The organism is Rhodococcus olei (assembly GCF_039540555.1).
GTDB lineage: Bacteria > Actinomycetota > Actinomycetes > Mycobacteriales > Mycobacteriaceae > Rhodococcus_G > Rhodococcus_G olei.
Window position 1 is genome coordinate 212,519 of sequence record NZ_BAABFB010000044.1, and the last position, 22,380, is coordinate 234,898.

The 22,380-nt window shown below is 70.1% G+C and carries 20 protein-coding genes; 9 read left to right on the plus strand and 11 right to left on the minus strand.

Translation table 11 applies throughout. The features are described from left to right. Positions 1 to 25: 25 nt before the first annotated feature. The 4 genes from ABD951_RS14275 to ABD951_RS14290 all read left to right on the plus strand — a co-directional run bounded on the left by ABD951_RS14275 (position 26) and on the right by ABD951_RS14290 (position 2,889). A complete protein-coding gene (locus ABD951_RS14275) occupies positions 26 to 991 on the plus strand; it encodes an amino acid ABC transporter permease (protein ID WP_345345850.1) in 966 nt (321 codons plus the stop codon). Between the two features lie 14 nt (positions 992 to 1,005). Next, a complete protein-coding gene (locus ABD951_RS14280) occupies positions 1,006 to 1,758 on the plus strand; it encodes an amino acid ABC transporter ATP-binding protein (RefSeq protein ID WP_345345974.1) in 753 nt (250 codons plus the stop codon). A gap of 118 nt (positions 1,759 to 1,876) precedes the next feature. Further along, entirely contained in the window at positions 1,877 to 2,722 is an 846-nt protein-coding gene (locus ABD951_RS14285) for an SPFH domain-containing protein (protein WP_345345852.1), read from the plus strand. A 5-nt stretch (positions 2,723 to 2,727) separates the two neighbouring features. Further along, positions 2,728 to 2,889, plus strand: coding sequence for a type II toxin-antitoxin system antitoxin (locus ABD951_RS14290; RefSeq protein ID WP_345345854.1), 162 nt, complete (start codon positions 2,728 to 2,730; stop codon positions 2,887 to 2,889). A gap of 25 nt (positions 2,890 to 2,914) precedes the next feature. Here ABD951_RS14290 and ABD951_RS14295 read toward each other — a convergent pair whose 3' ends face one another. Continuing rightward, positions 2,915 to 3,826: a class I SAM-dependent methyltransferase gene (locus ABD951_RS14295; RefSeq protein WP_345345856.1), complete on the minus strand. Its 912-nt coding sequence runs from the start codon at positions 3,824 to 3,826 to the stop codon at positions 2,915 to 2,917. A gap of 189 nt (positions 3,827 to 4,015) precedes the next feature. Here ABD951_RS14295 and rpsA point away from each other — a divergent pair, with 189 nt between their 5' ends. Continuing rightward, the gene (gene rpsA / locus ABD951_RS14300; protein WP_345345858.1) at positions 4,016 to 5,488 is read left to right on the plus strand and encodes a 30S ribosomal protein S1; all 1,473 of its coding nucleotides are present in this window, start codon (positions 4,016 to 4,018) and stop codon (positions 5,486 to 5,488) included. Positions 5,489 to 5,612: 124 nt separating this feature from the next. Here rpsA and ABD951_RS14305 read toward each other — a convergent pair whose 3' ends face one another. Both ABD951_RS14305 and ABD951_RS14310 read right to left on the minus strand, forming a co-directional pair. Further along, complete coding sequence (locus ABD951_RS14305) at positions 5,613 to 5,858, minus strand: hypothetical protein (RefSeq protein ID WP_345345860.1); 246 nt, start codon at positions 5,856 to 5,858, stop codon at positions 5,613 to 5,615. 113 nt (positions 5,859 to 5,971) lie between these two features. Further along, complete coding sequence (locus ABD951_RS14310) at positions 5,972 to 6,190, minus strand: hypothetical protein (RefSeq protein WP_345345862.1); 219 nt, start codon at positions 6,188 to 6,190, stop codon at positions 5,972 to 5,974. Positions 6,191 to 6,314: 124 nt separating this feature from the next. On the opposite strand from ABD951_RS14310, the gene coaE reads away from it, so the two are divergent. Next, positions 6,315 to 7,538, plus strand: coding sequence for a dephospho-CoA kinase (gene coaE / locus ABD951_RS14315; RefSeq protein ID WP_345345864.1), 1,224 nt, complete (start codon positions 6,315 to 6,317; stop codon positions 7,536 to 7,538). A gap of 9 nt (positions 7,539 to 7,547) precedes the next feature. Here the strand turns inward: coaE and ABD951_RS14320 are convergent, their stop codons facing one another. Beyond that, a complete protein-coding gene (locus tag ABD951_RS14320) occupies positions 7,548 to 8,051 on the minus strand; it encodes a ribonuclease FAU-1 family protein (RefSeq protein WP_345345866.1) in 504 nt (167 codons plus the stop codon). Positions 8,052 to 8,134: 83 nt separating this feature from the next. On the opposite strand from ABD951_RS14320, the gene uvrB reads away from it, so the two are divergent. Further along, entirely contained in the window at positions 8,135 to 10,291 is a 2,157-nt protein-coding gene (uvrB, locus tag ABD951_RS14325; RefSeq protein ID WP_345345868.1) for an excinuclease ABC subunit UvrB, read from the plus strand. Between the two features lie 15 nt (positions 10,292 to 10,306). Here the strand turns inward: uvrB and ABD951_RS14330 are convergent, their stop codons facing one another. Next, a complete protein-coding gene (locus tag ABD951_RS14330; RefSeq protein ID WP_345345870.1) occupies positions 10,307 to 11,176 on the minus strand; it encodes an ABC transporter permease in 870 nt (289 codons plus the stop codon). Then, on the minus strand, positions 11,173 to 13,950 hold the full coding sequence (locus ABD951_RS14335) for an alpha/beta fold hydrolase (protein WP_345345872.1): 2,778 nt from the start codon (positions 13,948 to 13,950) through the stop codon (positions 11,173 to 11,175). The genes ABD951_RS14330 and ABD951_RS14335 overlap by 4 nt, the downstream gene beginning before the upstream one ends. Positions 13,951 to 14,126: 176 nt before the next feature. Between ABD951_RS14335 and ABD951_RS14340 the strand changes: the two genes are divergently transcribed. Next, positions 14,127 to 14,579, plus strand: coding sequence for a universal stress protein (locus ABD951_RS14340; protein ID WP_345345874.1), 453 nt, complete (start codon positions 14,127 to 14,129; stop codon positions 14,577 to 14,579). Between the two features lie 42 nt (positions 14,580 to 14,621). On the opposite strand, the gene ABD951_RS14345 is transcribed toward ABD951_RS14340, so the two are convergent. Genes ABD951_RS14345 through ABD951_RS14355 form a run of 3 tightly spaced genes read right to left on the minus strand, consistent with a single transcriptional unit; the run spans position 14,622 to position 18,248 of the window. Beyond that, complete coding sequence (locus tag ABD951_RS14345) at positions 14,622 to 16,931, minus strand: HelD family protein (RefSeq protein ID WP_425569853.1); 2,310 nt, start codon at positions 16,929 to 16,931, stop codon at positions 14,622 to 14,624. A 41-nt stretch (positions 16,932 to 16,972) separates the two neighbouring features. Beyond that, the gene (locus ABD951_RS14350) at positions 16,973 to 17,518 is read right to left on the minus strand and encodes a pyridoxamine 5'-phosphate oxidase family protein (protein ID WP_345345876.1); all 546 of its coding nucleotides are present in this window, start codon (positions 17,516 to 17,518) and stop codon (positions 16,973 to 16,975) included. A 40-nt stretch (positions 17,519 to 17,558) separates the two neighbouring features. Beyond that, positions 17,559 to 18,248: an MBL fold metallo-hydrolase gene (locus tag ABD951_RS14355; protein ID WP_345345878.1), complete on the minus strand. Its 690-nt coding sequence runs from the start codon at positions 18,246 to 18,248 to the stop codon at positions 17,559 to 17,561. A gap of 142 nt (positions 18,249 to 18,390) precedes the next feature. On the opposite strand from ABD951_RS14355, the gene uvrA reads away from it, so the two are divergent. Further along, a complete protein-coding gene (uvrA, locus tag ABD951_RS14360; RefSeq protein WP_345345976.1) occupies positions 18,391 to 21,315 on the plus strand; it encodes an excinuclease ABC subunit UvrA in 2,925 nt (974 codons plus the stop codon). 78 nt (positions 21,316 to 21,393) lie between these two features. On the opposite strand, the gene ABD951_RS14365 is transcribed toward uvrA, so the two are convergent. Both ABD951_RS14365 and ABD951_RS14370 read right to left on the minus strand, forming a co-directional pair. After that, positions 21,394 to 21,549 (minus strand): hypothetical protein, encoded by a 156-nt coding sequence (locus ABD951_RS14365; RefSeq protein ID WP_345345880.1) that lies wholly within the window; start codon positions 21,547 to 21,549, stop codon positions 21,394 to 21,396. A 350-nt stretch (positions 21,550 to 21,899) separates the two neighbouring features. After that, positions 21,900 to 22,277: a DUF1844 domain-containing protein gene (locus ABD951_RS14370; RefSeq protein WP_345345882.1), complete on the minus strand. Its 378-nt coding sequence runs from the start codon at positions 22,275 to 22,277 to the stop codon at positions 21,900 to 21,902. Positions 22,278 to 22,380: the final 103 nt, after the last annotated feature.

Sequence of the window (22,380 nt, forward strand, 5' to 3'; positions counted from 1 at the left end):
CGGCCAGGGCAGGAAGGCGGAGGCGATGGCGCAGGACACGACACGACAACCCGAGACGAGCGCCGACGAACCGGAGCCGATCCGGGCCATCCCGCTGCGCCGGCCCGGACGGTGGATCGCGGCCGTCGTCGTCGCGGTGCTGGTCGCGCTGTTCGTCTACGGTGCCGCGACGAACGAGGCCTTCGGCTGGGACGTGTACGGGCAGTACCTGTTCGACGCCCGGATCACCGAGGGCGCCTGGCGGACCGTCGCACTGACCGTGCTCGCGATGATCATGGCGGTGGTCCTCGGCGTGCTCCTCGCGGTGATGCGGCTGTCTCCGAACCCGGTGCTGCGGACCGCGGCGTGGGTGTACCTGTGGATCTTCCGCGGCACCCCGGTGTACGTGCAGCTGGTGTTCTGGGGCCTGTTTCCGTCCATCTACAAGTCGGTCGCGTTGGGGATCCCGTTCGGCCCGCAGTTCGTGCACTTCGACCTGCAGGACCTGAACGCGGCGTTCCTGTTCGCGGTGATCGGGCTGGGGCTGAACGAGGCCGCGTACATGGCGGAGATCGTCCGCGCCGGCGTCGGTTCCGTCAGCGAGGGACAGGTCGAGGCGTCCACCGCGCTCGGCATGTCGTGGGCCCAGACGATGCGCCGGACCGTGCTGCCGCAGGCGATGCGGGTGATCATCCCGCCGACCGGCAACGAGGTGATCAGCATGCTCAAGACCACCTCGCTCGTCCTCGCGGTGCCGTACACCGGGGAGCTCTACGGCCGGGCGCGCGACATCTCGGGCGCCAACTTCCAGCCGATCCCGCTGCTGCTCGTCGCCGCCACCTGGTACCTGGCCATCACCAGCATCCTGATGATCGGGCAGTACTACCTGGAACGGCACTACTCGAAGGGCCTGACCCGGGTCCTGACAGCCCGACAGCTGCAGGCCCTCGCGGACGCCCAGCATCCGCCGGTGCCGCCGCGGGCCGCCAACGAGGAAGGAGGTCCGTTGTGACCACGTCGACGCCGATGGTCAAGGCAGACCGGGTGTGCAAGAGCTTCGGTGCGTTGAAGGTGCTGCGCGGGGTGACGCTCGAGATCGAGCGGGGCCAGGTGCTGTGTCTGGTCGGGCCGTCCGGGTCCGGCAAGTCGACGTTCCTGCGCTGCATCAATCACCTCGAGCAGGTCAGTGCCGGCCGGCTGTACGTGGACGGGGAGCTGGTCGGCTACTCCGAACGGGGCGGGAGGCTGTACGAACTGCACCCGCGCCAGGCCGCCCGGCAGCGCCGCGACATCGGCATGGTGTTCCAGCACTTCAACCTGTTCCCGCACCGCACAGCCCTCGAGAACATCATCGAGGCGCCCACCCAGGTCAAGAAGGTCCGCAAGCAGGACGCCCTCGTGCGGGCCCGCGACCTGCTCGACCAGGTCGGCCTGGCCGAGAAGGCGGATGCCTACCCGGCGCAGCTCTCGGGCGGGCAGCAGCAGCGGGTCGCGATCGCCCGCGCGCTCGCGATGGACCCGAAGCTGATGCTCTTCGACGAACCGACCTCGGCGCTCGACCCGGAGCTGGTGGGCGAGGTGCTCGGCGTGATGAAGAACCTCGCGAAGGAGGGCATGACGATGGTCGTCGTGACCCACGAGATGGGGTTCGCCCGGGAGGTCGCCGATCAGCTCGCGTTCATGGACGGCGGCGTCGTCGTCGAGGCGGGCGAACCGCGGGAGTTGCTCGCGCACCCGAAACACGAGCGCACCCAGCTGTTCCTGTCCAAGCTCCTCTGACCGCGTCCCCGGCCGCACGAACGGGACGCGTGCGGCCGATCGGATCGGCCGGATGTTCCGTTCGCGCCTTGCCCAGTGATATCTTGGTGATATCACTTCGATAGCAAAGGTGGGGGAGATGGAACATCGGGCCTTTCGGCTGAACGGGTTCGTGGTGCTGGCGGCGTTGGTGGTCCTCGGCGTGATCGCCGGGGCGGTCGCGGCGCGGGGCGCTGCCGGGGTCGCGGTCGCCGTCGTGCTCGCGGTCGTGCTCGTGCTCGCCCTGACCGGGTTCACGGTGATCAACCCGAACGAGGCGCGGGTCGTCCAGTTCTTCGGCCGCTACGTCGGCTCGGTGTCCGACGCCGGCTTCCAGTGGGTGATCCCGCTGACCACGAAGCGTCGGGTCACGTTGCGGGTGCGCAACTTCGAGACCTCGAAGCTGAAGGTCAACGACGCGGCCGGCAACCCGGTCGAGATCGCCGCGGTGGTCGTCTACAAGGTGGTCGACAGCGGTAAGGCCACCTTCGCCGTCGACGACTACGAGGAGTACGTCGCGATCCAGTCCGAGACCGCCGTGCGGCACCTGGCCACCACGCATCCCTACGATTCGGACCAGTCCGCGGGCACGAGCCTGCGCGACGGCACCGAGGTGGCGGCCGAGTTGACCGCCGAACTGCGGGATCGCACCGAGCTGGCCGGCATCGACATCATCGAGGCCCGGATCACCCACCTCGCCTATGCCCCCGAGATCGCGCAGGCGATGCTCGTGCGGCAGCAGGCCGCGCAGGTGGTCGCGGCGCGCACGAAGATCGTCGAGGGCGCCGTCGGGATGGTCGGTCTCGCGCTCGACCGGCTCCGGGAGCAGGGCCTCGTCGAACTCGACGAGGAGCGCAAGGCCAACATGGTGTCGAACCTTCTCGTGGTGCTGTGCGGGGACAAGGCCACACAGCCGATCGTCAACACGGGAACGCTGTACTCGTAGAGCACATGGCGGAGCGGAAGAAGGTACTGCTGCGGCTCGACCCGGCCGTCTACGACGCGATCGCGAAGTGGGCGGCCGACGACCTGCGCAGCGTGAACGCACAGCTCGAGTACGCGCTGCGTCGTGCGCTGGAGGCGGCCGGTCGCCCGCCCCGGTCGACGGACTGAGCGCCGACTGGGGGGGCGGGGCAGGTCAGGAGAGCGGCTTGCGGCAGACGAAGATCGCGGTGCCGGGGAAGAGCTGGCCGCGAAGCGGGCTCCACTGGCCCCACTCGCGGTCCAGCCACTCCGGCCAGTCGGGTTCGACGATGTCGCGCAGCTCGAGCCCCGCGGCGACGATCTCCCGCACCCGGTCGCCGATCGTGCGGTGGTGCTCGACGTACGTCGCGACGCCGTGCTCGTCGACCTCGACGTACGGCGTCCGGTCGAAGTAGGGCATCGTCGCCGTCAGACCCTTCGGGCCTGGATCGTCGGGGAAGATCCACCGGATCGGATGGTTCACCGAGAACACCCACCGGCCGCCCGGTCGCAGCACCCGCGCCACCTCGCGCATCACCAGAGCCGAGTCGGCGACGAACGGCACCGCGCCGAACGCCGAGCAGGCGATGTCGAAGCTGGCATCCGCGAACGGCAGCGCTTCGGCCCCGGCCTGCACCAGCGGCACCGACGGCCCGCCGCTCGCCATCGCGGCCAGGCCGCGTTCGAGCATCCCGCGGGACAGGTCGAGCCCGACCGCGCGCGCACCCTGCCCGGCCAGCCACCGGGCGCACGGCGCGGAACCGCATCCGATCTCGAGGACGTCCCGGCCGGCGACGTCGCCGAGCAGGTGCACGTCGCCCTCGTGCAGACCCTCGGGACACCACACGAACTCGCCGCCGGCCGAGTCGACGCCCAGGAACTCGCCGTGGGTGCGGTGATAGTCGGAGGCATCGGCGTCCCACCACGCGCGGCTCGCGCGCTCGCTCTCGGCCGAGCCGAGCCGGGCCCGACTGAAGCCGGTGGTGCCGAGTGCGGCGTTGGCCGCGGCGTGCCGGTCGTCGTTCGCCGCGGACCCGGACTGCACGGACTGATCGGAGTGTGCGGACTGCTCGGAATGCTCTGTCATGGCGACACGCACGCTAACGCGCGCACCGATTTCGGTGCCACCCGGGTTTGCCCAGCGTGCTCCGGGTCGCGTACCCTGATGCACGCGAGTGTCTGCCGTGCGGCACCTCTAGAGGGTCGTCGGCGGTCGTTCGTGGTCCGACCGAACATCCACCAACCGACTTCCTATCCCTCCGGAGCACTTCACCAAATGCCCTCCACCACCGTCACCTCGCCGCAGGTAGCCGTCAACGACATCGGCTCCGCCGAGGATTTCCTCGCCGCCATCGATGCCACGATCAAGTACTTCAACGATGGCGACATCGTCGAAGGCACCATCGTCAAGGTCGATCGCGACGAGGTGCTGCTCGACATCGGTTACAAGACCGAAGGCGTCATCCCTTCCCGTGAGCTCTCGATCAAGCACGACGTCGACCCCAACGAGGTCGTCTCCGTCGGCGACGAGGTCGAAGCCCTGGTCCTCACCAAGGAGGACAAGGAAGGTCGACTGATCCTGTCGAAGAAGCGCGCCCAGTACGAGCGCGCCTGGGGCACCATCGAGGAGCTCAAGGAGAAGGACGAGGCCGTCAAGGGCACCGTCATCGAGGTCGTCAAGGGCGGCCTGATCCTCGACATCGGTCTGCGCGGCTTCCTCCCCGCCTCGCTCGTCGAGATGCGTCGCGTCCGCGACCTCCAGCCGTACGTCGGCAAGGAGATCGAGGCCAAGATCATCGAGCTCGACAAGAACCGCAACAACGTGGTCCTGTCGCGTCGCGCATGGCTCGAGCAGACCCAGTCCGAGGTCCGCAGCGAGTTCCTGCACCAGCTGCAGAAGGGCCAGGTCCGCAAGGGCGTCGTGTCCTCGATCGTCAACTTCGGTGCGTTCGTCGATCTCGGCGGCGTCGACGGTCTGGTGCACGTCTCCGAGCTGTCCTGGAAGCACATCGACCACCCGTCCGAGGTCGTCGAGGTCGGCAACGAGGTCACCGTCGAGGTTCTCGACGTCGACCTGGACCGCGAGCGTGTCTCCCTGTCGCTGAAGGCGACGCAGGAGGACCCGTGGCGTCAGTTCGCCCGCACCCACGCGATCGGCCAGATCGTGCCGGGCAAGGTCACCAAGCTGGTTCCGTTCGGCGCGTTCGTCCGCGTCGAGGAGGGCATCGAGGGCCTGGTGCACATCTCCGAGCTGGCCGAGCGCCACGTGGAGGTTCCGGACCAGGTCGTCGGCGTCGGCGACGATGCGCTCGTCAAGGTCATCGACATCGACCTCGAGCGTCGCCGCATCTCGCTGTCGCTGAAGCAGGCGAACGAGGACTACAACGCCGAGTTCGACCCGTCGAAGTACGGCATGGCCGACAGCTACGACGAGCAGGGCAACTACATCTTCCCCGAGGGCTTCGACCCCGAGACCAACGAGTGGCTCGAGGGCTTCGACAAGCAGCGTGAGGAGTGGGAGTCCCGCTACGCGGAGGCCGAGCGTCGCCACAAGATGCACACCGCTCAGATGGAGAAGATGGCCGCCGACGAGGCCGCCGAGGCTGCTGCCGGTGCGTCCGGAGCGAACTACTCCTCCGAGTCCGGTGCGGGCGAGGGCGAGTCGGCCGGCGCCTCGCAGGCCGGTGGCTCGCTGGCCAGCGATGCCCAGCTCGCCGCTCTGCGCGAGAAGCTGTCCGGCAACGCGTAAGTCTCAGGTCGCGCCCGTACGGGCGGTGACGTGACGAAGGCCCCGGTCCTGTTCGCAGGACCGGGGCCTTCGGCGTTCGTCGTGGTGGTCGGTGATGCGGGCCGGGTGCCGGCAGGGCGGGCGCTCACCCACCCTGGCCGGCGATCATGTCGTCGAGCATCGCGGCGCGTTCGTCGAGGTCGTGGGCGGTCGGGTTCCCTGCATCCGGGAGTTCGCGCCGCAGGTCGTCGAGGGTCGTGACCACCCACGACGAGCGCTCGCGCACCTCGTCCCCGGAGTACACCCTCGTTCTGCCCTCCTCCAGCACCAACGTGGCACCCGGTTCGGTGCTGGACAACAGTGTGCGCAGGTCGTCGGCTGTGACAGTCATGTGTTCACGGTAGAACCGTCGCGGTGCGCGCGCACCCTCTTCCACACGACAGCGACCCCACCCGGATGCGGGTGGGGTCGCTGTCGTCGTGTGCGGGTTCGGGGCGGTCGCGGTCAGTTCACCGCGGCGGCGCCGGCCGCCCAGGCACCCTGCATCTCCGCGGTGCGTTTGCGGATGGCCGTGAAGCTGTGTCGGGCGGGGCTGAGCATCTGGGTGAACCAGTTGCGGCGGTGTTCCTGCAGGGCGGCAGCCACCTCGGGGATCAGGATGCAGTGCACCCCGTCGACCATGCCAAGACGGTGCCGACCAGGCTGGATGGGAGTGGTGCTCATGGGGTTCCTTCGTCTCGAAGTGGGTGGCCTGGCACGTCGTGCTCGAAGATAGCCGAGAAGTGCGTGTGCCTGGGGTATTTGGGTCGGATGTGCGTCGGGCGTGTTTGGTGACAGACTGGGGTGCGTGTTACGTATCGGCCTCACTGGAGGCATTGGAGCTGGAAAGTCCACCGTGTCACGGATCCTCGGCGATCTCGGGGCCGTCGTCGTGGACGCGGACCTGATCGCGCGCGAGGTCGTGGAACCGGGCACCCCCGGCCTGGCCGCACTGGTGGCGGAGTTCGGTCCGGAGATACTGCAGCCCGACGGGCAGCTCGACCGGCCGGCCCTGGCTGCCAAGGCGTTCGGAGACGAGGCCGCCCGCGGTCGACTCAACGGCATCCTACATCCCCTGATCGGGGCGCGAACCGCGGAGTTGGTCGACGCGGCCCCGGCGGATTCGGTGGTGTTGCAGGACATCCCGCTCCTGGTCGAGGGAGGCATGGGCGCGGCGTTCAACCTGGTGGTCGTCGTGTACGTCGACGCCGCGGAACGGGTTCGCCGCCTGGTCGAACTGCGGGGCATGCCGGAGGGTGATGCGCGAGCCCGGATCTCGTCACAGGCCACCGACGATCAGCGCCGGGCCGCGGCCGACGTCTGGCTGGACAACAGCGGTCCGCAGGGGGCACTGGATCCGGTCGTGAAGGCGTTGTGGGAACGGTTGCAGGGGTACGCCGAGAACATCGCGAATTCCGTTGCGGTGCGGGTCCCTCCGGTCCTGGCCGCCGCGAATCCGGTGTGGGCGGAGCAGGGGCGGCGGCTGGTCGAGCGTCTCCGGTTCGTGTGCGGCGAGGACGCGGTGCGGGTCGACCACGTCGGATCCACCGCGGTCCCGGGCCTGGACGCGAAGGACGTGATCGATCTGCAGGTGACGGTCCGGAACCTCGACGCGGCCGACGCCCTCGCCGAGCGGCTCGCCGGCGCCGGCTTCCCCCGGGTCGCCGACGTCACGCGCGACGACCCGAAACCGATCTACGGGATCGGCGGGGAGGCCGATCCGTCGTTGTGGGACAAGCGATTCCATGCATCCGCCGATCCGGGACGGCCGGCTCACGTGCACGTCCGGGTGGACGGCTGGCCGGGGCAGCGGTTCGCGTTGGTGTTCCGGGACTGGCTGCGCGCCGACCCGGCTGCCCGCGACGAGTACCTCGACCTCAAGCGCCGTGCGGCCGCCGCCGCGGCTGACGGGTCCGACGTCGAGGCCGCGACCGCGCGGTACCTCGACGTCAAGACGCCGTGGTTCGACGACGCGTACCACCGCGCGATGGGGTGGGCCGAGAAGACCGGCTGGACGGCCGCGGACCGGTGACGGGCGCGGTCAACGCCAGCTGACCGGCATCCCTTCCGCGGCGAGCCAGGCGTCGAGGTCGTGGCCGTGGGCGGCGATGCCGTCCACGGCGCGGGTCGCGGTCGCGATGGCGCGTTCGGTCGCGGCGGCGTCGAGGAGGCCGGTGGCATAGGCGGCGAGCAGTTCGTCGACGTCGAGCAGTTCGGTGTCACGGCCCGTGCGGACCACCAGGTCCAGGTAGTGGTCCTCCGACCGCCAGACGTCGGTGCCGCGGGTGAAGTCGCCGATGTCGACGTACCGGTCCTGGTCGCGGGCGTGATAGGGGTGGTAGTGGAAGATCGACGCCCGGAGTCCGAGGTCGGGCAGCAGCCAGGACTCGAGGTAGTGGAAGTGCGGGTGGTCTGCGTGGCGGGCCATGTACAGACCCCAGGGGTGCACGCGGTAGTGCTCCACCTCCCGGATGAAGCCCTTCGGGTCGGTGTTGGTTCGGTCCGTGAGGTTGAAGGCCTCCACCTTCGGAGGGTGCACGTGCATGCCTGGGAACCTAGCGTGTCGGCGTCCGCGTCTCAGGTCGCGGCGTCGCGGGCGGTGTCGGTGGGTGCGCCTAGTCTGGTGCAATGGCGTTCGCATCCGAGCATCCCGTCGTCGCGCACTCCGAGTTCCGGCCGGTCGGCGAGGTCGAACGCTCCGACAGCCGGTTCCAGGTGGTCAGTGAACACCGGCCGGCGGGTGACCAGCCCCAGGCGATCGCGGAGCTGACCCACCGGCTGAACGCGGGGGAGAAGGACGTCGTGCTGATGGGCGCGACGGGCACCGGCAAGTCCGCGACGACGGCGTGGCTGATCGAGCAGGTGCAGCGGCCGACGCTGGTGATGGCGCCCAACAAGACCCTCGCCGCCCAGCTCGCGAACGAGCTGCGGGAGATGCTGCCGCACAACGCCGTCGAGTACTTCGTCTCGTACTACGACTACTACCAGCCCGAGGCGTACATCGCGCAGACGGACACCTACATCGAGAAGGACTCGTCGATCAACGACGACGTGGAGCGGCTGCGGCACTCGGCGACGTCGAGCCTGCTGTCCCGCCGCGACGTGGTCGTGGTCGCGTCGGTGTCGTGCATCTACGGCCTCGGCACGCCGCAGTCGTACCTCGATCGGTCGGTCCAGCTCGAGGTCGGCGTCGAGGTGGAGCGCGACGCCCTGCTGCGGCTGCTGGTGGACGTGCAGTACACCCGCAACGACGTGGCGTTCACCCGCGGCTCGTTCCGGGTCCGCGGCGACACCGTCGAGATCATCCCGTCCTACGAGGAGCTCGCGGTGCGCATCGAGTTCTTCGGCGACGAGGTCGAGGCGCTGTACTACCTGCACCCCCTGACCGGCGACGTCGTCCGGCAGGTCGACACCGTGCGGATCTTCCCGGCCACCCACTACGTCGCCGGCCCGGAGAGGATGGAACGCGCGGTCCGGGACATCGAGGCCGAACTCGAGGAGCGGCTCGCCGATCTCGAGAACCGGGGCAAGCTGCTCGAGGCGCAGCGGCTGCGGATGCGCACGAACTACGACATCGAGATGATCAAGCAGGTCGGCTTCTGCTCGGGCATCGAGAACTACTCGCGGCACATCGACGGCCGGCCGGCCGGGTCCGCGCCGGCGACGTTGATCGACTACTTCCCGGAGGACTTTCTGCTCGTCATCGACGAGTCGCACGTCACCGTCCCGCAGATCGGCGCGATGTACGAGGGCGACATGTCCCGCAAGCGCAACCTCGTCGAGTACGGCTTCCGGTTGCCGTCGGCCACCGACAACCGCCCCCTCACCTGGGAGGAGTTCACCCAGCGCATCGGCCAGACGGTGTACCTGTCCGCGACGCCGGGAGCGTACGAGCTGGGGCAGGCCGGTGGCGAGTTCGTCGAGCAGGTCATCCGCCCGACCGGCCTGGTCGATCCCGAGGTGGTCGTCAAGCCGACGAAGGGCCAGATCGACGACCTGGTGCACGAGATCCGGCAGCGCACCGAGCGCGACGAACGAGTGCTGGTGACGACACTGACCAAGAAGATGGCCGAGGACCTCACCGACTACCTGCTCGAACTCGGGATCAGGGTGCGCTACCTGCACTCGGACATCGACACGCTGCGCCGCGTCGAACTGCTCCGGCAGTTGCGTCTCGGCGAATACGACGTGCTGGTCGGCATCAACCTGCTTCGCGAGGGCCTCGACCTGCCGGAGGTGTCCCTGGTCGCGATCCTCGACGCCGACAAGGAGGGGTTCCTGCGCAGCACGACGAGCCTGATCCAGACGATCGGCCGCGCCGCCCGCAACGTGTCCGGGCAGGTGCACATGTACGCGGACAAGGTCACCGACTCGATGGCCCGGGCGATCGAGGAGACCGAGCGGCGCCGCGAGAAGCAGGTCGCCTACAACGCCGAGATGGGTGTCGACCCGCAGCCGCTGCGGAAGAAGATCGCCGACATCCTGGACCAGGTGTACGAGGAGGCCGACGACACCGATGTCGAGATCGGCGGCTCCGGGCGCAACGTCAGCCGCGGTCGGCGCGCGCAGGGCGAGGCCGGGCGCGCGGTCAGCGCCGGCGTGTACGAGGGCCGGGACGTGAAGTCGATGCCGCGCGCCGAACTCGCCGACCTGGTCAAGGAGTTGACCGACCAGATGATGAACGCGGCCCGCGACCTGCAGTTCGAGCTCGCCGGCCGGCTGCGTGACGAGATCGCGGACCTGAAGAAGGAACTTCGGGGTATGGACGCGGCCGGGCTGCAGTAGACGGCCGAGGGCCGCTCAGCTGGTGATGTCCTTGCGCGCGAACCGGAGCCACGCCGCGGCCGCGAACACCGTGGCATAGGCGAGCGCCGAGAACGACCCGACGACGACGTCGTGCCAGTCGACGGTCGGTGCCAGGAATCGGGTCCACGCGAACGAGAAGTGGCCGGGCAGGTAGTCCCGCCAGTGGCCGAGCGCGGTGATCTGGTCGAGGATCTGCACCAGGATCGAGACCATCACCGTGCCGCCCACCGCACCGAGCGGCGCGTCGGTGAGCACCGACAGCAGCAGCGCCAGGCCCGCCACCCACGTCAGGTTCACCGCGACGTACCCGAGGCCGGCCGCGAGCCTGCCGACGGCCTCCGCGTAGCCCAGGGAGTCGCCGAACGGCGTGACGAGTGGACCGGTGCCGTAGGCGGCGGTGCCCGCCGCCAACGCCACGCCGACGAGGAGCAGGAGCGCCGCAACCGAGAGCACCGCCGAGACGATCGCCTTCTGCTGCAGCAGTCGACTGCGCGGCACCGGGATGGCCAGCAGGTACCGCAGCGACGACCACGACGCCTCACTGGCGACCGCGTCGCCGAAGAACAGCGCGACCACGACGATCAGCAGGAAGCCGACGGACATCAGCAGGGTGAAGACGGTGAAGTTCACTCCGCCGCGGGTCGCGAGCTCGATCAGATCGGTGGTGCCGGTGGACGATCCGCCGCCGCCGATCGCGAACGCGAGCATCAGGACCAGCGGCAGCGCCGCCAGGAAACCCAGCGCGACGTGCGTGCGGCGCCGCTTGCACTGCCGGACCAGTTCGGTGCGCAGCGGGAGAGTGCGGCGGGCCCGGTATCCGGGCGCACGGCCGTCGGCGGGAACGGCGCGGTCGTCGGCCCTCATGGCAACTCCTCACGATGGTCCGCGGTGTGCACCAACTGCAGGAACACGTCCTCGAGGCGGGTGGGTCGCGTGACCCGCCGGACCGCGACCCCGGCACCGACCAGCACGCGCACCGCGTCGGCGGGGTCGGCGTCGCCGAGGTCCACCCGCAACCGTCCCGCATCGACCCGCGCCACCGTGCCGGCGATCGGGGCGAGCACCGCCGCGGCCGAGTCGGCGTCGTCGACGAGGAACTCGGTGGCTCCCTGTGCGGACGTGAACTCCTCCACGGTGCCCGTCGCGATCACCCGGCCGTGGTTCATCACGACCACGTCCGTGCACGTCTGCTCGACCTCGGCGAGCAGATGGCTCGACACCAGCACCGTGCGGCCGGCCCGGGCGTAGGACACGAGGACCTCCCGCATCGTGCGGATCTGCGGCGGGTCGAGGCCGTTCGTCGGTTCGTCCAGCACGAGCAGGTCCGGCAGGCCCAGCATCGCCTGGGCGAGCGCGAGCCGCTGCCGCATGCCCTGGCTGTACGAGCGGACCTTCCGGGCCGCCGCGTCGCCCAGGTCGGCGATCGCCAGGGCCTCGTCGATCCGCGACTCGGACTCCGGTCGCCCCGTCGACTGCCAGTACAGGCGGAGGTTGTCGATCCCGCTCAGGTGCGGCAACAGCCCCGATCCCTCCACGAACGATCCGAGCCGTGACAGCACCGGTGCGCCGGGTGTCACCAGATGCCCGAACACCCGGATCTCGCCCGCGGTGGGGGAGATCAGGCCCATCAGCATCCGCAGGGTGGTGGTCTTGCCGGCGCCGTTGGGTCCGAGGAGGCCGAGCACCTGCCCGCGGTGGACGGTGAAGTCGACGCCGTCGACCGCGCGGAATCGGTTGCCGTAGGTCTTGCGCAACCCGGTCACGACCAGCGGGGTGTCGACCAGACCGGGGTCGACCTGCGCGATCGTTCGGCGCCGCGACCGCAGGGTGGTGGCCGCGACGAGCACGGCGACCGCGAGCCCGAGCGCGCCGATTCCGGCGAGCGGCGCCACCGGCAGTGCCCGACTGGCCGACGTCGCGGTCACACTCGGCGCGACCAGGGCCGGGCCGGCGAGGGCGATCGTGAACCGGGCCGGGGACAGCGGGGTCGCGTACGCCTGATCGGTGGTCGTCACGGCGAGTTCGAGATGATGGCCTTGCGGCACCTGGTAGGCGATCGCGGGCAGTGTCACCGTCACCGGAACCGGTTGCCCGGCAGGTGAATCGGGTAGCCGGACGGCGGACACTGCGCCGCCGGGCAGGACGTGACGGCCCTGCGGGCTCACGTCGTACAGCTTCGCGAACAGCACCGCGGTCCCCGGCGCCGCGGTCGCGGTGACCGTCAGCTGCGCGGTCGAGGTGCCGGTGACGGCGAGCGGGCGCTCCAGGGGTGCGGTCGCGAACCGCGCGGTCTGGCCGGGCGGATCCGTGGCCTCCGGCAGGTTCGTCAGCAGGTCCGCGGCGCCGCCGAGCCCGGGGACCGACGACAGTGCCGCCGGGGTCGCGCCCGGCGGACGGTCGACCGTCTGGGGCGGACCCGACAGGGGCAACGGCTCCCGCGGCGTCGCCGCCGTGGCCGGCGTCAGCCCGGGATAGTCCGGGGCCGACATCCGCCGGTACGACTGCCGGCCCTGGTCGCCGGTGGCCCCCGGCAGGGTGAACGAGAACGGCAGCGGGGCACCGGGGGTGGACGGTTGCTCGTCACGCAGTCGGTCCGCGAGGAAGGCCGCGGCGGCCGCCCGGCTGCTCGCCGAGTCCCCGCCGGTGTCGTGGCCGCCGGGAAACCAGCGCACCTGCACGGGGGTGCCGGTGGCGGCGATCTGCCGGGCCGTCCCGTCGGCCTGATCGAGCCCGAACAGCGTGTCCTGTTGGCCCTGCAGCAACAGCGTGGGTGCGGTGATCCGGTCGGCGACCGAGGCGGGGGAGTGCTCCCGCAGCATCGCCAGCAGTTCCGGTGTCGGCCGGCCGGACTCGGCCGCGGGGGCGTACGCCAGGCAGATCGCCGGGTCGAACCGCCCACACGGCCCGTCCGGAGGGATGCCCGGCTGTCCGGCGCCGGACGCTCCGGCGCCGAAGAAGATTCCCGCCCAGCCGCGCGCCAGGACACCGGGACCGCCGTACGGCGACGCGGCCGGCGTCGGTGCGGGCGGTGCCGCGGCGCTGTCGGGGACCACGCCGCGGTTCGGGAACAGGGCCTGCCCCAGGTCGTTCCAGGTGATCGACGCGGCGACCGCGTCGATCCGGGGATCGGTGCCGGCGAGCATCAGGGCCAGCGCACCGCCGTAGGACGCGCCCGTCACCCCGATCCGCGGATCGCCCGGACCGTCCCGCTCGACCTCCGGCCGTGCGGCGAGCCAGTCGACCAGGGTGCGGGCGTCGGCGACCTCCCGGTCCGGGTCGTCGAGGGTGATGGATCCCGTGCTCGCCCCGAATCCGCGGGCGCTGTACGCGAGCACGACGAAGCCGTCGGCGGCCAGATCGGATGCCTGGTCGGCCAGCGTCTCCTTCGACCCCCCGAATCCGTGGGCGAGCAGCACGGCCGGCGCCGGAGTGTGCCGGGGAACGTACAGCCGGGCGTCGATCGAGATCGAGTTCCCGCTGCCCGGGGATTCCGCCGTCGGGACGGTGACGTCCGAGAGCGTCGTCCCGGGGCCGCCGCGGCCCGGGACGACGGCGAGCGCGGCCGTCACCAGGAGCACCAGCACGACCGCGGCCGCGGCGGCCACCGTCCGTGGTCTGCGCGGCCGGGAAACGGACATGAGAGCCAATCTATCCGGACACGGCCGCTGTGGGTTGGAACGCAATTCCCACGCCGGAGACGGCGATCCGACTAGGGTTTGCCGCAGCGGTCCGGGGCCCGACGCGATGTCGGTCGGCAACCGGCCAGGACACCCGCGCCACCGCTGGTGGCGCGAACGAGATACCGGAGGAATGAATGAGTGCCTACCGCACCATCGTCGTGGGGACCGATGGCTCGGATTCGTCACTGAAAGCGGTGGACAAGGCCGCGACGCTCGCCGCCGACGCCGGCGCGAAGCTCGTCATCGCCTGCGCGTACTACCCGGCGGATCCCAAGGACATCGAGGCGGCACAGGACTCCCTGCGTGAGGACGCCTACCAGATCACCGGTTCGGCCCCCACCTACGAGATCCTGCGCACCGCCCGTGAGCGCGCCCACGCGGCCGGTTCCGCCGACGTGGTCGAGCGCGCGGTCGTCGGCGCGCCCGTCGACTCGCTGCTCGAGCTCGTCGACGAGGTCGAGGCCGACCTGCTCGTCGTCGGCAACCGGGGTCTGAACACCCTGACCGGACGCCTGCTCGGCTCGGTGCCGTCCGACGCGGCCCGCAAGTCCACCTGCGACGTGCTGATCGTCCACACCGTCCGCTGACCGGATCCGCGTGCGCCGGCATTCCACCGGCGCACGCGGGTTCTAGTGCACCGCAACCAGTTTGGACAACGCGTCGGGAAGCGGGCGAGCGTGCACGACGCCGAGACGCTGCGTGGCCCGCGTGAGCGCCACGTACAGGTCGTTCATGCCGCGCGGTGACGCCTCCACGATCCGTTGCGGTTCGACGATGATCACCACGTCGAACTCCAGTCCCTTCGCCTCGCGGACCGACAGCACGCTCACCGCACCGCCGTGCAGGTCACGCAACTCGTCGACGCCGTCCTCGCTGGTGAGGACCGCCACCAGGCCCGGCCCGGTCTCGTCGGCCACGCGGCGCCGCACCTCGTCGACGACACCGTCGTCCGGAACCCGGTGCGCCCAGGGCTGATTCCCGGCATCGCGCACCGAACGTGGCACCGACTGCGCGGGGTCGATCTCCACCAGGACGTCCTGTGCGACGGCCATGATCTCCGACGGCGTGCGGTAGTTCACGGTGAGCTCGGTGAGCTTCCATCGGTTCGCCACGTACGGTTCGAGCGCCGACTGCCACGACGAGCTGCCCGCGAGGTCGCCGGTCTGGGCGGTGTCGCCGACGAGGGTCATCCAGCGATTCGGGATGCGCCGCATCAGCATTCGCCACGCCATCGCCGAGAGCTCCTGAGCCTCGTCGACGATGACGTGCCCGAACGTCCAGGTCCGGTCGGCCGCCGCGCGTTCCGCGGCGGTCAGCCGCTGCCGCATCTCCTGACGCTGCGCCAGCGTGCTCGCGTCGATCAGGTCGTAGGCCATCAGGATTTCCGGATCGAGCTCGTCCTCGAGGTCCTGGGGCGCCGACCCGGTCAGGATGTCGAGCGCGTCCTGCGCGTCCGCGATCTGCGCCCGCCACTGCCGGGCGGCGCGGTCGCGTTCGGCGGCGTCGTCGACGCCCAGCAGTTCGGCCAGCTCGTCGAGCAGGGGGGCGTCCGCCGCGCTGAACCCCTCGTGCCGGTGCCGGTAGAGCAGCTCGCGCTGCCCGTCGTCCAGGTCCGGGGCGGCGGACGCGAGCCGATCGCGGGACTGGAACAGGTCGGTCAGCACCTGCTGGGGCGACAGCATCGGCCACAGGTCGTCGATCGCCGCCATCAGTTCGGCGTCCTGGCGCATCTCGTCGCGGATGTCGGCGACGTCGTCGCGGCTGAGCAGGTTCGCCCCGCCGAGCACGTTCGCGCCGACGGTCGCCGCGAACTGGTCGGCGAGCGCCTCGATCACCGTCGCGACGAAGATCGGCCGGGCCAGGTTGTGCGGGCGCCGCGAGGAACGGGCGCGCCCGCGGGCCCGCGTGACGATCTTGCGGTCGAGGGTGACGGTGTACGTGTCGAACGGCAACGTGATCGGGCGCACCGGCGCCAGCTGCCGGTCCCGGACCGCCTGCTTGAGCACCGCGACCATGTCGAGGGATCCCTTGACCTCCCCGGTGTCGAGCGAATCATGCTGTGTCGCAGTCACACCCGGGTACATGTCGCCGATCGTCGACAGGAGGACACCGGTCTCGCCGAGGGACGGCAGCACCTGGCCGATGTAGTCGAGGAACGTCGCGTTCGGACCGACGATCAGCACGCCGGACTTCGCCAGCTGCTGGCGGTACGTGTACAGCAGGTACGCCGCGCGGTGCAGCGCGACCGCGGTCTTGCCGGTGCCGGGACCGCCCTGGACCACCAGCACCGACTTGTGCGTCGACCGGATGATCGCGTCCTGCTCGGACTGGATCGTCTCGACGATGTCGGTCATCTGCCCGGTGCGCGCCGCGTTGAGCGCCGTGAGCAGCGCGCTCTCACCCGCGACACCGCCGTCCCCGTCGACCACCCCGGCCCGTTCGGCCGCCGCGAGGTCGAGGTACTCGTCGCCGAGACCGGTGACCCTGCGACTGCGGGTGCGGATGTGCCGCCGCCGCGTCACCCCCTCCGGGGAGGCGGTGGTGGCGAGGTAGAACGGCCGGGCGAGCGGCGCCCGCCAGTCCAGCAGCAGGGTCTCGAAGTCGTGGTCCTCGTCGAGGATCCCGACCCGGCCGATGTACCGGAGCGCGTCGCCGTCGGGTGCGTCGGGGTCGAGGTCGATCCGCCCGAAGCACAGGCCGTTCTCCGCCGCGTCGTACTTGGCGATGTCCTCGGTGTACATCTGGGTGAACGACTCGCGTTCGCTGCGCGCCTGCGGCGTGCCGCCCGTCTGCAGGAGCACCGCGCTCAGGCGCGCCTTCGTGTACTCGCGCAATCCGTCGAGCCGCTCGTACAACATCGTGACGTACCGCTGTTCGCGCTCCTGCTCGTCCTGCGCGCCGGCGTCGCGGTCGTCACGGATCTGGGCCTCGTCGGGCAAGAGGTCTCCTCGGGCGGACTCGGGAAAAGGGCCCAGCGAGTCTAATTGCCCGCGAGGTGCTCCGCAGAAAGGCCTGATCGCGATGCCGTGAACCGCCACCGGGTCTGCGTGAACGGACCCTTCCCGAACCCGAACGCGGTCACCGGCGCGACCCGGTACACCCGGGCCGGTCCGCCGCCGCCGCGGAATCCCCCCTCGATCACCTCGAACCGCCACTGCGGCCCGTACTTCGCGACGTACCCGTCGGCGAGTCGGACCAGGGTGGAGACGTCCAGCACCGGGACCGCCTCGCCCTCGAGCACGATGTCATAGCCCTCGGCGTACGCGTTGGTGCCCGTGGTCACCGCGACCGCCGGATTGACGTCGAGGTTGCGTGCCTTGCGCTCGTCGGGGCCGGTGCAGAAGTGCAGGGCCTCGTCCAGCCACACCCCGATCAGCGGCGTGACGTGTGGCCGCCGGTCCGGCCGCACCGTGGTGAGCCAGTACAGCTCGGCGTCGCTCACCACCTGTCGCGCCCACCACCAGTCCACCGGGGCGGCCCCGGACTCGCTGTAGCGTCGGTCCAGGTCGGTGATCGGATCGGTCATGGCCGTGCTCCTCTCGCCGGGTGGTGGCGGGGCGGTCACCTCACCAGCCGCGCTCCTGCCACTCGGCCAGGAACGGACGTTCGGCGCCGAGCGTGGTGTCGCGACCGTGTCCGGGGTAGACGACGGTGTCGTCGGGGAACCGCTCGAACAACTTCGTGATGACGTCGCGGTACAGCGAGTCGAACTTCTGCGCGTCGGCGGTCTTTCCCACCCCGCCCGGGAACAGCGAGTCGCCGGTGAACAGATGGACCTGGCCGGAGGCGGGGTCGGTGAGTGCCAACGCGATCGACCCCTCGGTGTGACCGGACAGGTGGATCACCTCGAGCGCGAGCCGGCCCACCTCCACCAGGTCGCCGTCGGTGACGGTGCGCGCCGGGACGACGGGCAGGGCGGGGGCGTCGAGCGGATGCGCGATCGTGGGTGCGGCCGTCGCCGCGGCAACCTCCGCGAGCGCCAGCCAGTGGTCGGGGTGCTGGTGCGTGGTGACGATCGACCCCAGGTGCGGGGCCGCGGTCGCGAGCAGGCTGGTCAGCCGGTCCGCCTCGTTCGCCGCGTCGATCAGCAGGGCCTCACCGGTGCCGGCGTCGACGACCAGGTAGGCGTTGTTGTCCATCGGGCCGACCGAGATCTTCGTGATGGTGGCGTCCGCGAGGGTGCGGCGCTGGGGGTCGGCGCCCGGCGTCAACACCCCGGTGTAGTGGTCGTCGATTCGCATCTGCTGCGGCTCCATGAGGTGAGGTTACCGTCGGATCGGGGTCCGTGGTGGGTCAGTCGGACCGCTCGTGTCGAACCCGCGTCCGCATCGGCGCGAAACCGTGTCGGACCATCGGCCTACCATGTGGTCGGCCGAGAACATCCAGAAGGGATTCAGTGTGGCGGACCGCCTGATCGTGCAAGGGGCGCGTGAGCACAACCTGCGGGGAATCGACATCGACCTGCCCCGCGACAGCTTGATCGTCTTCACCGGCTTGTCCGGTTCGGGCAAGTCGTCGCTCGCGTTCGACACCATCTTCGCGGAGGGGCAGCGTCGCTACGTCGAGTCGTTGTCCGCGTACGCCCGGCAGTTCCTCGGCCAGATGGACAAGCCGGATGTCGACTTCATCGAGGGACTGTCCCCGGCGGTGTCGATCGACCAGAAGTCGACCAATCGCAACCCTCGGTCGACCGTCGGGACCATCACCGAGGTCTACGACTACCTCCGGCTGCTGTACGCGCGGGCCGGCACTCCGCACTGCCCGGTGTGCGGCGAACGGATCGCGAAGCAGACGCCGCAGCAGATCGTCGACCAGGTCCTCGCGTTGGAGGAGGGCACCCGCTTCCAGGTTCTCGCGCCGGTGGTCCGTACCCGCAAGGGCGAGTTCGTCGACCTGTTCGAGCAGCTGAACACGCAGGGGTACGCGCGCGTGCGGATCGACGGTGTGGTCCACCAGCTGACCGACCCGCCGAAGCTGAAGAAGCAGGAGAAGCACGACATCGAGGTCGTGGTGGACCGCCTCGCGGTCAAGGGGAGTGCGAAGCAGCGGCTCACGGATTCGGTCGAGACGGCCCTGCGTCTCGCCGACGGCATCGTGGTCCTCGACTTCGTCGACCGCGACGAGGACGCTCCGGACCGGGAGCGCCGGTTCTCGGAGAACCTGGCCTGCCCGAACGGCCACCCGCTCGCGATCGACGACCTCGAGCCCCGGTCGTTCTCGTTCAACTCCCCGTACGGGGCCTGCCCGGAGTGCACGGGTCTGGGCATCCGCAAGGAGGTGGACCCGGACCTGGTCGTACCCGACCCGGAGTTGAGCCTGGCCGACGGAGCGATCGCGCCGTGGTCGATGGGGCAGACGTCCGAGTACTTCGGCCGGCTGCTGACGGGTCTGGCCGACGTGATGGGCTTCGACGTGAACGCGCCGTGGAACGAGCTGCCTGCGAAGGCGCGCCGGGCGGTTCTCGAGGGCAGCGAACACCAGGTTCACGTCAAGTACAAGAACCGGTACGGCCGCACCCGCTCCTACTACGCCGAGTTCGAGGGCGTCATGCCGTTCCTGCATCGCCGGCTCGAGCAGACCGAGTCCGAGCAGATGAAGGAACGCTACGACGGCTACATGCGGGACGTGCCGTGCCCGGCCTGCGACGGCACCCGGCTGCGACCGGAGATCCTGTCGGTGACGATCGAGGCGGGCGAACACGGACGCATGTCGATCGCCGAGGTCTCCGAGCTGTCGATCGCCGACTGCGCGCGCTTCCTCGACTCGCTGACCCTCGGCGCGAGGGAGGAGGCGATCGCCGGGCAGGTGCTCAAGGAGGTGCAGGCGCGGCTGGGCTTCCTGCTCGACGTCGGCCTCGAGTACCTGTCGCTGTCCCGGGCCGCGGGCACCCTGTCCGGTGGTGAGGCGCAGCGGATCCGCCTGGCCACTCAGATCGGGTCGGGTCTGGTCGGCGTGCTCTACGTGCTCGACGAGCCGTCGATCGGTCTGCACCAGCGCGACAACCGGCGGCTGATCGAGACCCTGACCCGGTTGCGGGACCTCGGGAACACCCTGATCGTCGTCGAGCACGACGAGGACACCATCCGCACCTCCGACTGGGTCGTGGACATCGGCCCGCTCGCCGGCGAGCACGGTGGCCGGGTCGTGTACAGCGGGCCCTACCGGCAGCTGCTCGAGTGCGAGGAGTCCCTGACCGGCGCCTACCTGTCCGGTCGGGCCGCGATCGAGGTGCCGTTGGTGCGCCGGGCCGTGGACCGCAAGCGGCAGGTCACCGTCGTCGGCGCGAAGGAACACAACCTGAAGGACATCGACGTCAGCTTCCCGCTCGGGGTGCTGACCTCGGTGACCGGAGTGTCCGGCTCCGGCAAGTCGACGCTGGTCAACGACATCCTCGCGACCGTGATGGCGAACAAGCTGAACGGCGCCCGTCGGGTGCCGGGCCGGCACACCCGAGTCAACGGCCTCGACCAGCTCGACAAGCTGGTGCAGGTGGACCAGTCGCCGATCGGTCGGACCCCGCGGTCGAACGCGGCCACCTACACCGGCGTGTTCGACAAGATCCGGACCCTGTTCGCGCAGACGACCGAGGCGAAGGTCCGCGGCTACCAGCCGGGCCGGTTCTCGTTCAACGTCAAGGGCGGCCGGTGCGAGGCGTGCTCCGGTGACGGCACCCTGAAGATCGAGATGAACTTCCTGCCGGACGTGTACGTGCCGTGCGAGGTGTGTCACGGGGCCCGGTACAACCGGGAGACACTCGAGGTGCACTACAAGGGCAAGACGATCGCCGAGGTCCTCGACATGTCGATCGAGGAGGCCGCCGAGTTCTTCGAGCCCATCACCTCGATTCACCGCTACCTCGAGACCCTCGTCAGAGTCGGGCTCGGCTACGTGCGGCTCGGGCAGCCTGCCCCGACGCTGTCCGGCGGCGAGGCGCAGCGCGTCAAGCTCGCCGCCGAGCTGCAGAAGCGGTCCACGGGTCGTACGGTCTACATCCTCGACGAGCCGACCACCGGTCTGCACTTCGAGGACATCCGCAAACTGCTCGGGGTGGTGAACGGGCTCGTCGACAAGGGCAACACGGTCATCGTAATCGAGCACAACCTCGACGTGATCAAGACGTCCGACTGGATCGTCGACATGGGCCCCGAAGGCGGTTCGGGGGGCGGCACGGTGGTCTCGCAGGGGACCCCCGAGGAGGTTGCCGCGGTCCCGGAGAGCTACACGGGCCGGTTCCTGCGTGAGGTGCTCGACGGGTCGCCGGTCGCGGCCGCCGCACCGCCGAAGCGCCGACGGGCACCGCGCAAGGCCGCGGCGAAGGTGTGAGCCGGGCAGTGTGAACGAAGAACGGGAGGCCCGGGGACCGAATCGGTCCCCGGGCCTCCCGTGTACAGCTGCGGCAGGTCAGACGCCGGTGCCGGTGCCGGTGCCGGTGCCGGTGCCGGTGCCGGTGCCAGTACCGGTGCCGGGGAGTCCGCCGCCGGACGAGCCGGCGATGATCGAGTTGACGATGTTGGCGAGCGACCCGAAGAGGCCGTCGACGTCGCCGGGAGCAGGCATGGTGTCTCCTTGATGGTGATGTACTGATCCGACCCGTGGCACATGCAGGTGCCGGCCGGCTGGTTGCCGGAATCGATCAGGTGCCGTCCCCGCTTGGCATGCGGGTATCCCGACGACGGCTTCAGTGATGATCCCCCGATCGCAGTGACCGCCTCGCGGGCGCAATCCCGTCGCTGCATTTCGGGGATCGGGTCCGCGATGTGGTGCCCTCCACTGCATTCGCCGACCTTTGTACACGAGGGTTCCGGGCGTCCGTCCAGGATTCGGCGAAACAGATTCGTGACCTCGATGTGACGTACGACACAGCTGTTGGGAGTGTTCGCGGCGTCGTGCGAGTCTCCGGGGGTGGATCAGTACACGGGGCCGGTGTACTTCTCGCCCGGGCCCTTGCCGGGCTCGTCGGGGTACGCCGACGCCTCGCGGAACGCGCGTTGGAGCGCCTGCAGGCCCTCGCGGATCGGACCCGCGTGCGGGCCCAGGTACTCGACCGAGGCGGCGACCAGGCCGGCGAGTGCGGTGATCACGCGCCGGGCCTCGTCGAGGTCGAGGTGCGGGCTGTCCTCCGGGTCGGCGGCGGACAGTCCGAGCTTCTCGGCGGCGGAACTCATCAGCATGACCGCCGCGCGGCTGATGACCTCGACCGCGGGGACGTCCGCCAGCTCGCGAACCGCCGTGTCCTCGTCGAACTCGGCGGTGTGCTGTTCCCCTGCGTGCGATGCATCTGTCATGGCTGCTAGACTTTCACACACGACCGCCCCTGACGACGTCGGGGGCAGCAAGTGGAGTCCGACTCCCACCGCTGTTCCGCGAAGTGTATTCGCAGGTCAACGG